The organism is Aquabacter sp. DMC10 (assembly GCF_056314145.1).
The window spans coordinates 677162-690158 of the sequence record NZ_JBQUYX010000001.1 but is presented as its reverse complement, the minus strand read 5'-3'; the positions used below and the strand labels follow the sequence as shown (position 1 = coordinate 690158).

10 protein-coding genes are annotated in these 12997 nt (G+C 68.6%); 1 reads left to right on the top strand and 9 read right to left on the bottom strand.

What is annotated here, in order from left to right; translation table 11 throughout:
- Nucleotides 1-9: 9 nt before the first annotated feature.
- The 4 genes from ACT54L_RS03140 to lhgO all read right to left on the bottom strand — a co-directional run bounded on the left by ACT54L_RS03140 (nucleotide 10) and on the right by lhgO (nucleotide 5855).
- Complete coding sequence (locus ACT54L_RS03140; RefSeq protein WP_476084074.1) at nucleotides 10-1161, bottom strand: CobW family GTP-binding protein; 1152 nt, start codon at nucleotides 1159-1161, stop codon at nucleotides 10-12.
- A gap of 74 nt (nucleotides 1162-1235) precedes the next feature.
- On the bottom strand, nucleotides 1236-2717 hold the full coding sequence (locus ACT54L_RS03135; RefSeq protein WP_476084073.1) for a D-alanyl-D-alanine carboxypeptidase family protein: 1482 nt from the start codon (nucleotides 2715-2717) through the stop codon (nucleotides 1236-1238).
- A 140-nt stretch (nucleotides 2718-2857) separates the two neighbouring features.
- Nucleotides 2858-4642 carry a glucan ABC transporter ATP-binding protein/ permease gene (locus ACT54L_RS03130; RefSeq protein WP_476084072.1) on the bottom strand — a complete coding sequence of 595 codons (1785 nt, stop codon included), beginning with the start codon at nucleotides 4640-4642 and terminating at the stop codon, nucleotides 2858-2860.
- A 28-nt stretch (nucleotides 4643-4670) separates the two neighbouring features.
- Nucleotides 4671-5855, bottom strand: a complete 1185-nt coding sequence (gene lhgO / locus ACT54L_RS03125; protein WP_476084071.1) for an L-2-hydroxyglutarate oxidase — start codon at nucleotides 5853-5855, stop codon at nucleotides 4671-4673.
- 186 nt (nucleotides 5856-6041) lie between these two features.
- Between lhgO and ACT54L_RS03120 the strand changes: the two genes are divergently transcribed.
- Entirely contained in the window at nucleotides 6042-7130 is a 1089-nt protein-coding gene (locus ACT54L_RS03120) for a hypothetical protein (protein ID WP_476084070.1), read from the top strand.
- Between the two features lie 47 nt (nucleotides 7131-7177).
- Here the strand turns inward: ACT54L_RS03120 and gyrB are convergent, their stop codons facing one another.
- From gyrB to recF, 5 genes are all read right to left on the bottom strand, one after another.
- The gene (gene gyrB / locus ACT54L_RS03115; RefSeq protein ID WP_476084069.1) at nucleotides 7178-9604 is read right to left on the bottom strand and encodes a DNA topoisomerase (ATP-hydrolyzing) subunit B; all 2427 of its coding nucleotides are present in this window, start codon (nucleotides 9602-9604) and stop codon (nucleotides 7178-7180) included.
- A 54-nt stretch (nucleotides 9605-9658) separates the two neighbouring features.
- Nucleotides 9659-10273: a LysE family translocator gene (locus tag ACT54L_RS03110; protein WP_476084068.1), complete on the bottom strand. Its 615-nt coding sequence runs from the start codon at nucleotides 10271-10273 to the stop codon at nucleotides 9659-9661.
- A gap of 97 nt (nucleotides 10274-10370) precedes the next feature.
- Nucleotides 10371-10904 (bottom strand): arsenate reductase ArsC, encoded by a 534-nt coding sequence (locus tag ACT54L_RS03105; RefSeq protein WP_476084067.1) that lies wholly within the window; start codon nucleotides 10902-10904, stop codon nucleotides 10371-10373.
- Between the two features lie 109 nt (nucleotides 10905-11013).
- On the bottom strand, nucleotides 11014-11661 hold the full coding sequence (locus ACT54L_RS03100) for a L,D-transpeptidase (RefSeq protein ID WP_476084066.1): 648 nt from the start codon (nucleotides 11659-11661) through the stop codon (nucleotides 11014-11016).
- Between the two features lie 156 nt (nucleotides 11662-11817).
- Nucleotides 11818-12927: a DNA replication/repair protein RecF gene (recF, locus tag ACT54L_RS03095; protein WP_476084404.1), complete on the bottom strand. Its 1110-nt coding sequence runs from the start codon at nucleotides 12925-12927 to the stop codon at nucleotides 11818-11820.
- Nucleotides 12928-12997 lie beyond the last annotated feature (70 nt).

The window sequence follows — 12997 nt, the reverse complement described above, 5'->3', positions numbered from 1 at the left end:
TGCGCGGGCTCAGCGCCGGGGCGGCAGGCCTGCGGGGGCCAGCGGATTGTCGGTCAGCGCCGCCCGGTCCGGCATGTCCACCTGCGGCACGCCGAGAAAGGCCGCGAACAGCCGGCGCACCACCGCCGGCTCCAGATCCTTGACGATCATCACCAGGCGGGTGCGATGGTCGTCGTCCGGCCAGTCCGGCAGCCGGGTGGGCGGATGCATCACATGCTGCACCCCGTGCAGCACCACGGGCGCGGACGGATCGTCCGCCAGCCGCACGATGCCCTTCATGCGCAGGAGATTGGCACCATAGGTGGCGCGCAGCAATTCCAGGAACATGTCGAGGGTGGAGGCGGAAATGGCCGCGTCGGTCGCCAGGGTGAAGGCACGGATGCGGTCGTCATGGCGATTGGGATCGTGGCCGGCCACCGCCTCCTGGGCCGCGGCGATGCGCTCGTCCGCCAGCCATCGGGACACGTCCGGGATCTTCCGGTCGGGATCATAAAGCCCGGCCTTCAGCAGGACCTGCGCCGTGGCCTCGCCCTTGGCCGCATCCAGCACCGGGGCGGCGGGCGCGAGGCGGGTCAGGCGGGACCGCAGGTCCGCCAGGGCGGCCTGCTGGGCCGGTGTTTCCACCAGGTCGGTCTTGGTGAGCACGATGCGATCGGCCACCGCCGCCTGCTTCACCGCTTCGGGATGGGCGTCCAGCGTCGCCGCGCCATTCACCCCATCCACCACCGTCACCACCCCGTCCAGGCGATAGCGCAGCAGGAGATAGGGGTGGGTCATCAGCGTGAAGAGAATGGGCGCGGGGTCGGCGAGGCCCGTGGTCTCCACCAGCACGCGCGAGAAGGGCGGCAGGCGATTGTTGTCGCGCCCGCGCAGCAGGTCTTCCAGCGCCGCCACCAGATCGCCGCGCACGGTGCAGCACACGCAGCCGCTGGCCAGCAGGACGATGCCGTCCTTCACCTCGCGCACGAACAGATGGTCGAGCCCGATCTCGCCGAACTCGTTGATGAGCACGGCGGTGTCCGACAAGGCGGGGTCCGCCAGCAGCGCATTCAGCAGGGTGGTCTTGCCCGCGCCGAGAAAGCCGGTCAGCACGGTGACGGGAAGGGGCGGCGGCGGGCCGGGGGGCGGCCGGTCCGGCGCGAGGGAGGCAGGCTCGGTCATGTCTGTCGTCTGCTCGGGACCCCCGCGTCCGGCCGAACCCGGATCTTCGGGCTGGACGGGCCGAGGCGGGTCGCTCAGGTGCCCGGACGGGCGGGCGGCGGGCCGAAGGTCAGCGGCTCGGTGCTGTCGCTGGTGCCGCTGGAGGCCTTGGGCTTCGTGGCGGGCTTCGGCGCCGGCGTGGCCGCGGCGGTGGATGAGCTGCCGGAGCTGGAACTGCCGGTGCCGGACTTGGCGTCCTTGGACGCCGTGCCCTTCGCGCCATCCTTGGTCGAAGCGTCCTTGCCCGAACCATCCTTGGCCGAGGCGGTGGACTTCGCCCCATCCTTGGCGCCATTGGCCGCCGGCTTGGCGGTGCTCGCGGCGTCCGGCTTCTTGTCGGAGCCGGTGGTGATGACGGCGGTCTTCTGCTTGGCGCCGGTGGCGGGGTCCTTGCCGCCATCCTTGATGGCGACGCCGGTCTTCTTGTCGGTCTTCTCTTCCGGCGGCATGCGCACGATGGCGGTCACCGGCACCGGAGGCATGGACGGAGGCAGGTTCTGCAGCAGCGCCGCGCCCTCGCCCTTGCTCAGGCCCGCCGCGACGGCGGCGGACATGGCATAGGAAGAGCTTTCGCCCTGGTTATAAAGGCCCTCGTCCTCATTCTCCGCCGCCGCCACCGCCCGCTTGCGGTTGCAGACATTCATGTCGGGCGGTGTGCCGCCCACGTTGGCGATGGAATCAAGGGTCGGGGAGGCCGAGCCGAAAATGGACCAGGAGGGCTGGAAGCCCTTCTCGAACAACAGCGCCGCCTGCTCCGTGCGTGCCACGGCCGAGGGGGCGCCGAGGATCACGGCGATGAGGCGCTTGTTGCCGCGGGTGGCGGTGGCCACCAGGTTGAAGCCGGAGGCGCAGATGAAGCCGGTCTTCATGCCATCGGCGCCGGGATAGCGGTCGATCAGGCGGTTATAGTTCCGCAGCACGATCTTCCCCAGCCGGATGGCGGGGATGCGGAACAGCATCTCATTCTCGGGGAAATGATAGATCAGCGCCCGGGCGAGGACCGCGAGGTCGCGGGCGGTGGTGTATTGCTCGGTATTGGGCAGGCCGTTGGGGTTCTCGAAATGGGTGCCCGACATGCCCAGTTGCTGGGCCGTGCTGTTCATCTCGGCCACGAAATCAGGAACCGAGCCCCCGACGCCTTCGGCGATGACCACCGCCATGTCGTTGGCCGATTTCACCATGAGCATCTTCAGCGCGCTGTCGAGCGGCACCTGGCTGCCGGGGCCGAACCCCATCTTGGTGGGCTGCTGGGAGGCGGCCAGCGGGGAGACGGTGAGCATCGTCTCCATGGTCAGGCGGCCTTCGCGCACGGCGTTCAGGGCCACATAGACGGTCATCAGCTTGGTGACGGAGGCGGGGAACCAGGGACGCCCGGCCTCCTGCTGCTCCAGCACCTTTCCGGTGTCCGCTTCCACCAGCAGCATGGGGGTGGCGCGCGCGGCGGTGCCGACGAGGCCGATCATGGCCGCCGCAAGGGCAATTCGGCGCAGGACGACGCCCGCGCGCAGACTGGACAAGCCCGGCAAAGCTGGCTCCGTGACGGTGGTGGGCCCCCTTGGCCAGCCTTCTCCTTATCGCTTTTCGCGCCGTCGGGGAAGCTGAAACCCGGTCGCAGCCGGTGGACGCACAGTCTGGCGCAGGCTTCAGTCCTGCCGCATCAGGTTTCCGCGATGGGCCGGTCCGGGTTCGGCCCCGCCAGGAACTGCGCCTTCGCCAGGCCGGCAAACCGCCCTCCCAGGCGCATCAGCTCCTCGAAGCTGCCCGCCTCCACCACTCGCCCGCCCTCGAACACCAGGATGCGGTCGGCATTGCGGATGGTGGCGAGGCGGTGGGCGATGACGAAGGTGGTGCGGTCCTTCATGACCTCGTCGAGGGCCGCCTGCACCTTCTGCTCGGTGGCGGCGTCCAGCGCGCTCGTGGCTTCATCCAGGATGAGGATGGGCGGGTTCTTCAGCAGCGCGCGGGCGATGGACAGGCGCTGGCGCTCGCCGCCCGACAAGGCCCGGCCACGCTCGCCCACCTTCGCCTTCAGCCCGTCGGGATGCCGCTCCACCAGTTCCAGCGCCTGGGCGCGGGACAGAGCGAGGCGCAGGTCCTCCTCGCTCGCATCCGGCTTGCCGACCTTCAGATTCTCCTCGATGGAGCGGTTGAACAGCAGCGGCTCCTGGAACACCACGCCGATCTGGCGGCGGAGCGAGGAGAGCGTCACGTCGCGAATGTCGGCGCCATCAATGAGCACCCGCCCCGATTGCGGGTCGAACATGCGGTGCAGAAGCGCCAGCGCCGTGGACTTGCCGGCCCCGGTGGTTCCCACCAGCGCCACCGTCTCGCCTGGCGCCGCATGGAGGCTCACATCCTGCAAGGCAGGGCGCTTGCCGTCATAGGAGAAGGACACGTCCTCGAACCTTACATCCCCCTTCACCGCCGTCAGGTCCGGCGCGCCCGGCCGGTCGCGCACCTGGCCTACCGTGTCGAGCACGCCGAAAAATTCGGCGAGGCCGGGGGCGCTCAGCACCAGCCGGTTCACGAACGAGACCGTGTGGTCGAGGCGCCCGATCAGCATGGTGGCAAAGCCCACATAAGTGACGATCTCGCCGATGCTGGCGAGGCCGTTCACATGCAGCCAGGTGCCGATGAGCAGGATGGCCAGGATGGTCAGCGTGGTGGCGGCCCGCGTCGCCATGGAGACCAGCGCCCACCAGGACAGGACCGGGATCTGCGCCGCGAGCAGGCTATGGGCGGTGTCCCGCAGCCCGCTCACCTCCGCCTCGATGCGGGTATAGCTCTGGATCAGCGCCACATTGCCCAGCGCGTCGGTGGCATGTTCGGCCAGCGAGGAATGATGGCGCTCCACATTGCGCTGCATGGCCTCGGTGCGGCGCATCACATAGCCGGTGACGAGCCCGAACACCGCCACCAGCACGATGAGCACGAGGCCGAGCCGCCAATTGACCCAGATGCCCACGGGCAGCAGCACCACCAGCGCCACCAGCGCCGCGCAATCGTCGCGGAAGAAGGACAGCCACAGGCTCCAGAGCGTGTCCGTGCCCTGGAGCATGATCTTCAGCAGCCGCCCGGAATGGGTCTCGCCATGGAAGGCGGCGGGCAATTGGAGGACATGCTCGAAATATTCGGTGAGTACGCCGAGGCGCCGGCTATGCGCCAGCCGGTCTGCATGGAAGGAGATCAGCACGCCCGCGCCGATGGAGAAGAGGCCGAACCCCGCCCAGGCCGCCAGCAGCGGCAAAAGGTCCGTAAAGCCGGGGGGCGCGCCCCTGCCTTGCGCCCCCGCCAGCGCATTGATGATGCGGCCGAACAGGATGGGTTCGGCGAATTGCGCCATGGCCAGCAGCAGGTTGCCGATGGCGAGCGCGACGCCCACTTTCGCCTGCGTCCCCAGCAGGGCCAGGGCGCGTCCATAGATGCGTAACAACCCGCCCATCGCTGCCTCCGATTCCCGCATCCTCCGCCTACATCACCTTGTCCGCGATCATCTCGCCGATGGGCAAGGCGGAGGTGGCGGCCGGGGAGGGGGCGTTGCACACGTGCAGCATGCGGGCCGTCTCCACGAACAGGAAGTCGTGCACGAGGCTGCCATCGGGCATCACCGCCTGGGCGCGGATGCCGGCTTCGCAGGGGCCGAGGTCTGAGGCGTCCAGCTCCGGGCAATATTTGCGGCACTCGTCGAGATAACCGCCCTTGAACAGGGAATTGCGCAATTCCCGCGCGGTGGCGCCGGGATGCTTGGCCACCGTGCGCCAGAAGCCGGGGAAGGCGGCATAGTCGAGCACGTCGGGCAGGGAGACGGCGGTCTTGCGATAGCCCTCACGGGCCAGGCCCACCACCGCATTGGGCCCCACCGTCACCGAGCCGTCGATCATGCGGGTGAGATGGATGCCGAGGAAGGGCAAGGTGGGGTCGGGCACGGGATAGATGAGGCTTTTGACCACGTCATTGAGGCGCGGCGGCAGGCGGAAATATTCGCCCCGGAAGGGCACGATGCGATGGGTGATGGACAGCCCGGCGAGGCGCGCCAGCCGGTCCGACTGGAGCCCGGCGCAGGCCACGAGCTTGCGGCCGCGATAGGCAGTGTCGCCGGCCACCACCTCCACGCTTTCCGGGCCCTCCGTGATGGCGGTGACTGCCGCGGACAGGCGCACCGTGCCGCCGGCCTTGGTGATCTTGTCGCCCATGGCGTTGCAGACGCGCTTGTAGTCCACGATGCCGGTGGTGGGCGCGAAGAGGGCGCCGACGCCCTGGATGCGCGGCTCACGGCGCTTCAGTTCGGCCGCGTCGAGACGCTCCAGCGGCACGTTATTCGCGACCGCCCGCTCATAGAGCGCGTTCATGCGGGCGATCTCTTCCGCAGTGGTGGCCACGATCATCTTGCCGCACACCTCGAACGGGATGCCGTTCTCGGTGCAGAAATCCTTGGTGGCCTGCGCGCCTTTCCGGCACAGCTCCGCCTTGAAGCTGCCGGGGGCGTAATAGATGCCCGCATGGATGACGCCGCTGTTGTGCCCGGTCTGGTGGCGGGCGAGGCGGTCTTCCTTCTCGATCAGCAGGATGCCGGCGTCGGGGCGGCGGGTGGCGATCTGGAGCGCGGTGGCCAGGCCCACGATGCCGCCGCCGATGATGATGAAGTCGTAGGTCATCCTGTCTCCGAGCCCTGCGGGCGCCGCGCCGGCGCCCTCATGCGGGGTGAGGTTTCCGGCCGACGCTTATGGGTTTAGACCGGCGCCGGAGCGGCAGGCAATGGCGGCGGCCTGTGCGCGGGGCCGCGTGCCGTCTTTCCTCCGCAAGCGGCGGGCAAACTGGGTGCTCACGTTACGGATGGTTCGATGACAGACCTCACCGCCCCCTCGTCTCCCGCCCCGCCGGCCGCGGCGCGCCTCCCGGTCACGCACGCCGATCTCGAGCGGGCGGTGGCGGCGGGTCTCCTGGAGGCGGAGCGGGTGGAGGCGCTCTGGGCCTTCCTGGCGCAGGGGCGGGCGCAGCCGGAGGAGGCGCGCTTCAGCTTCGGCCACACGCTCTATTATTTCGGTGGCCTGCTCGCCATTTCGGCCATGAGCCTGTTCATGACCTTGAGCTGGGATGTGCTGGGACCATGGGGCATCGCGGTGCTCGCCGTGCTCTATGCCATGGCCGCGTGGATCGCGGCGGAAATGCTGGAGCGGCGGGGCTTTGCCATTCCGGCCGGCATATTGGCGGCGCTGGCGGTCTTCCTGGTGCCGCTGGCCACCTGGTCGGCGCAGCACGCGCTGGGGCTTTGGCCGGAGGTTAGCGGGGCCATTTCCGGCACCCGATTCAACCAGTATCACCAATGGATCGACGGCCGCTGGCTGACGCTGGAACTGGCGACGCTGGCCGCCGGCGCCGTGGCGCTCTGGCGCCTGCGGCTGCCGTTCCTGGTGCTGCCGGTGGCGCTCACGCTCTGGTACATGAGCATGGATCTGTCCCGCTGGCCGGCGGGCACCGATCCGTGGGACCTCGACCATGCCCGGCATGTCTCCATGGGGTTCGGCGTGGCCATGTGCGCGGCCGGCGCACTCCTGGACGGCCTGCGCCACCGACGCGGCGGCGCGGACTTTGCCACCTGGCTCTATCTGTTCGGCGCCGTCGCGGCCTGGACCGCGCTGACCGCCACCGAGAGCCATTCCGAGGCGGCGCGCCTTGCCTATGCCCTCTTCAATGGTGGCCTGGTGCTGTTCGGCGCTGTGATCGGCCGGCGGGTCTTCACCATTCTCGGCGCCATCGGCGTTGCGCTCTATCTCGGCCATCTGGCCTTCGAGCTGTTCCGGGACAGCCTGCTGTTCCCGCTGGCCTTGTCGGCCATTGGCCTCGGCATGGTGGGCGCCGGCCTGTTCTGGCAGCGGCATGAGGCGGCCATCCACCGGCGCCTGCGCGGGCTCGTTTCCCGCGCCGAATGAAAAAGGCCCTGCGCGAACCGGGCCTTCTCATCCGTGGGAAACGGGCGTCACACGTCCACGCTCGCCTTGAGCGCGTTCTCCTGGATGAAGTCGCGGCGAGGCTCCACCAGGTCGCCCATGAGGCGGTTGAAGAGGTCGTCCGCCTCGTCCACTTCCTTCACCCGCACCTGGAGCAGGGAGCGGGCGTTGACGTCCAATGTGGTCTCCCAGAGCTGGCCGGGATTCATCTCGCCCAGGCCTTTGTAGCGCTGGAGCGAGAGGCCCTTCCGGCCGGCATCGGTCACCGCGTCGAACAGGTCCACCGCGCCGAACAGGCGGGTGTCGTCGGCGCGGCGGCGCAGCAGCGTCTCGCCCTCGAACACACCGGCCAACTCGCCGGCCAGGTTGTCGAGGCGCCGGGCGTCCGGGGAGGTGAGGAAGGTGTTGTCGAGGACGTTGGTTTCCAGCACGCCGCGCACGGTGCGCGAGAAGCGCATGCCCGCCTCGTCCAGCGTGCCGGTCCAGCCGCGTTCGGTGTCCTCGGACAGGGCATCGAGCCGGGCGGCGGTGCGGGCGGCGGCCGCAGCGGCGGCGTTCAGATCGTCCAGGAGGTTCGGGGCCAGCGCCCCGGCCAGCGCCGCCTGCTCGGCCACCGCGCGATTATAGCGCGGATGCAGGGCGCTGAGCGCGCCGCGCAGCTGCCGGCTGGTCTCCACCACCGCGCCAAGGTCCGCGCCGGTGCGCACTTCGCCGGAGGCCAGGCGCAATGCGGCATCGTCGAGGCCGACGGCGATGAGATAGTCCTCCAGCGCCCGCTCGTCCTTGATGTAGCTTTCGGACTTGCCGCGCGTGACCTTGTAGAGCGGCGGCTGGGCGATGAAGAGATGGCCGCGCGCCACCAGTTCCGGCATCTGCCGGAAGAAGAAGGTGAGCAGCAAGGTGCGGATGTGGGAGCCGTCCACGTCCGCGTCGGTCATGATGATGATCTTGTGGTAGCGCAGCTTGTTGATGTCGAAATCGTCGCGGCCGATGCCGGTGCCGAGCGCGGTGATCAGCGTGCCGATCTGGTCCGAGCCGAGCATCTTGTCGAAGCGCGCCCGCTCCACGTTCAAGATCTTGCCGCGCAAGGGCAGGATGGCCTGGAAGGCGCGGTCGCGGCCCTGCTTGGCGGAGCCACCGGCCGAGTCACCCTCGACGATGAAGAGTTCGGACTTGGCGGGGTCGCGCTCCTGGCAGTCGGCGAGCTTGCCGGGCAGGGAGGCGATGTCCAGCGGGTTCTTGCGGCGGGTGAGTTCCCGGGCGCGGCGGGCGGCCTCGCGGGCGGCGGCGGCTTCCACCACCTTGCCCACCACGGCCTTGGCCTCGGAGGGGTTTTCCTCAAGCCAGGTGCTCAGCGCCTCGGACACCAGCGATTCAACCACCGGCCGCACTTCGGACGAAACCAGCTTGTCCTTGGTCTGGGACGAGAATTTCGGGTCCGGCACCTTCACCGAGAGCACGGCGGTCAGGCCCTCCCGGCAGTCTTCGCCGGACAGTGAGACCTTCTCCTTCTTGGAGATGCCCGAGGCGTCCGAATAGGACATGACCTGCCGGGTGAGGGCGGCGGCAAAGCCGGTGAAATGGGTGCCGCGATCCCGCTGGGGGATGTTGTTGGTGAAGCAGAGCACGTTCTCGTGGTAGCTGTCATTCCACGACAGCGCGGCTTCCACGGTGATGCCGTCCCGCTCGGAGCGGATGACGATCGGCTTGGCCAGCACCGCCTGCTTGTTGCGGTCGAGATAGCGCACGAAGGCCTCGACGCCGCCCTCATACATGAGTTCCTCGACCTTGACCTCCGGCGTGCGCGCATCGGTCAGCACGATGCGCACGCCGGAATTCAGGAAGGCCAGTTCGCGCAGCCGGTGCTCCAGCGTCGCATAGTTGAACTCGATATGGGTGAAGGTTTCCGGGCTCGGCAGGAAGGTGACCTTGGTGCCGCGCTTGCCTTCAGGCGCAGGGCCGACGACCTTGAGCGGGGCTTCCGCGTCGCCGTGGCGGAAGCGCATGTAATGCTCCTTGCCATCGCGCCAGATGGTCAGGTCCAGCGTGGTGGAGAGCGCATTCACCACCGAGACGCCGACGCCGTGGAGGCCGCCGGAGACCTTGTAGGAATTCTGGTTGAACTTCCCGCCCGCATGGAGCTGGGTCATGATGACCTCGGCGGCGGAAACCCCTTCCTCCGGGTGGAGGTCGGTGGGAATGCCACGCCCGTCATCGGTGACGGTGACCGAGCCATCCGCGTTCAATGTGACGGTGACTTCCTTGGCATAGCCGGCGAGCGCCTCGTCGATGGCGTTGTCCACCACCTCATAGACCATGTGGTGCAGGCCGGAGCCGTCATCCGTGTCGCCGATATACATACCCGGGCGCTTGCGCACGGCGTCCAGCCCCTTGAGGACCTGGATGGATTGTGCCCCGTATTCCTCGGGGGACGCCGCGCTTGCGGGTTCGGCCATGATGCTGTCTCGAATCGTTGGAACGCTTGAATCTCTTTTACCGCAAAGACGCGGTTATTTGGTGGCAACCGCAACCGCCGCGCCCGCCATGGCGCCGCCGCAGATCCGGTTGAGCCACCGCATGGCGCGGGCCGAGGCCACGAAGCGCCGCGCCCGGTCCGCCAGGACCACATAGGCCGCGAAAACGCCCGCCAGCACCACCAGGATCACCCCGCTCATTTCCATGAAACCCAGGAAGGACAAGCGATTGAGGTCCACCAGGGTGGGCAGCAGGGCAAGGTAGAAGGCCATGGTCTTGGGATTGCCGAAGGAGACGGCAAGGCCCGCCCCGAACAGCCGCACACCGCCGGAGGTTTCCGCCGGGGCGGCAAAGTCCGGCACGGCGGCAGGGGCCGTCCACAGCTTGTAGGCCATGTAGAGGAGATAGGCGGACCCCGCGAGGCGCACCAGGACGAACAGGCTGCCGAGGGTGGCCGCAAGCGCCGCCATGCCCAGCGCTGCCGCTGCCAGCCACATCACGTCGCCCACGGCGAGGCCAGCGATGAAGGCGGCGGAGCCGGAGCGGCCGCGCGCCAGCGTGCGCGCCACGATGGCCACCACGGCGGGCCCCGGTGACAGGGCTGCGAGCGTCAATATCCCTGCGAAGAAAGCGAGGGTGCCAAAATCCATGCCCCTCGTGTGCGCGTATGCGCGCGTAAGGTCAAGCCCCGCCGGCCCCGCAAGGGGCTTCGGCAGGGCTTTCCCGGTATGTCATGGCCGCAGAGCGCTAGCCCGCTACGGCGGCCGCAGCCGGGGCGCGCTGCCCGATGGCTTCCATGTGGCTGTGCAGGGACAGCCGGTCCAGGCTGCGCAGCGGCAGGGCGGCGAAGGCGAGCACCCGGCGGCGGATGTGCTGGAAGGCCACCTCGAAGGCCCGCTCATGGTCGATGGGCGAGCCTTCCACATGCTCGGCGTCCTCGATGCTCCAATGGGCGGTGACCGGAGTGCCCGGCCATTCCGGCATGGGCTCGCCAGCGGAGTCGTCACACAGGGTGAAGACGAAATCGAGCTCCGGGGCGTCGGGGCCGGTGAAGGTGCTCAGGGGCTTGGGCTCCAGGCCGGCAATGTGAAAGCCTTCGGCCACGAGCGTCTCAAGGGCGTAAGGATCAGGACGGGCCGCGGGGTTCACGCCAGCAGAAAAGGCATTGAACAGGGTTTCGCCTTCACGCCTGAGGATGGCCTCTGCGATCAGCGAGCGACCCGCATTGGTATTGCAAATGAAAAGTACATTGTAAGGTGCGACAACCTCGGTTCCGGTCATGTCCCCCTCCTGACTGAAAGCGGCGGACCGCCGCGCTGGAGGCAGACTTCCCATATGGAACCTTACGGACGTGTGACAACGTCCGTCGGGAAAGGACGTGGCAAAAAATTCACATCACATAGACGCGTGTACCCAGCGGAACGCGCTCGTAAAGGTCGATGATGTCCTGGTTCAGGAGCCGAATGCATCCTGACGAGACCTGTTCGCCAATGCTCCACGGCTCGATGGTGCCGTGCAGGCGGAACATGGTGTCCCGGTCGCCATCGTAAAGATACAGGGCGCGCGGGCCGAGCGGGTTGGTTTCGCCGCCGGGCATGCCGGCCGCATAGGGACCGTAGCGCTCGGGCTGGAGGCGGATCATGTTGGCCGTGGGGGTCCAGCTCGGCCACTTTTCCTTGCGCTTGATGGTGGCCCAGCCGCGATAGGAATAGCCCTGCTTGCCCACGCCCACGCCGTAGCGGATCGCCTTGCCGCCGGGCTGCACCAGATAGAGGAAGCGCTCTTCCACATTCACCACGATGGTGCCGGGCGGATAATTGCCGCTGAACGCCACTTCCTGGCGCAGGTATTTGGGATCGATCTCGGCCACATTAACCCCGTCCACCTCGAAGGGCTCTCCCGGCACCGGGCCGTACATGGAGACCTGGGGGCTGAGGGTCTGCCGATTATCGGTCTGACAGGCCGCGAGAATAAGAGGTGTTCCGAGAACCAGCAGGCGGCGGCTGATCTTCGCGGCGGGAAGGCTGTCGCTCGACATGGAACCCCGGTTCGTCACTGCGAATCGCTTAACCATGCGTAGCATGCGCCGGTTCCAAGCTGGTTGCAGCGCGGCCACACCCTTTGGAAATGCAGGCGGACGCCGGCAAAATTGCGCGGCGTCAAGGCGCGTTCGGTAGGAAGGTGCGGGAAGCCTTCACGTCCCTTCCCGGACCACCCCGCCCGGATGCACGACGAAGCGCTCCGCCCGCTCGAGGGCGGCAAAGGCCGAAGGGTCGGCGCCGGTCATCCAGACCTGGGCCTTCAGCCTGGCGAGCGCCTCGAACAGGCCGGCGCGGCGGGGGGCATCGAGATAGGCGACCACGTCGTCCAGCAGCACCACCGGCGCATAGCCCTGCATGGCGGCCACCAGGCGGGCGTGGGACAAGGCAAGCCCGATGAGCAGGGATTTCTGCTCGCCGGTGGAGCAGCGGGCGGCGGGCAGGTCCTTCGGCCCGTGCGTCACCTCAAGGTCGCACAGATGGGGGCCTTCCAGCGTGCGGCCCGCGGCCCGGTCGCGGGGACGCATCTCGTGCAGCCGCGCGCGGTAGCGGTCCTCCACCTCCACCGCCGGAGCGGTGCGCAAGGCATCCTCGATCTGGCCGGCAAGGGCGATGCGGGCGAAGGGGAAGGGGGAGGCGGCATCGAGCCCGCCGGCGATCTCCTCGGCCAGCCGGTCCACCGTCTCCAGCCGCGCCGCCGACACCGCGATGGCCAGTTCCGCCACTTCGTGCTCGACGGCGCCGAGGAAACGGTCGTTCGCGCCCTCCTGAAGCAGGCGATTGCGGGAGGCGAGTGCCCGCTCCAGGCCGTTGACCCGGCTGCCATGGTGCGGGTCCACCGCCAGGACGAGGCGATCCAGGAAGCGCCGGCGGTCGGACGGCGGCCCGGTGAACAGGCCATCCATTTCCGGCGTCAGCCAGACCACTTTCACATGGTCGAGAAAGGCGGTGGCTGATGGTACCGGCTGCTGGTCGATGCGATAGCGCCGGCCCGTGCCCCCTGTGCCCGGCGCGTCCATACCGGTCCCGAGCAGAACCTCGCCCAGCGCCCCTTCCACCCGGGCCGCCACCGCCCAGGCGCCGTCGCCCGCGCTGTTGGCCACCTCATCAAGGCGCGCCCGCCGCAGGCCCCGGCCGGGGGAGAGGAAGGAAATGGCTTCCAGGAGATTGGTCTTGCCGGCGCCGTTCGGCCCGGTCAGCACCACCGGCCCCTCGCCCGCCTCCAGATGGGCGGACGGATAGGAGCGGAACCGCGTCAGGGTGATGCGGTGGACGCCGGTGCGCCGATAGCCGGTGGGACGAGGCCCGGGCGGGGGAGGGGGCGCCTCAGGCGCC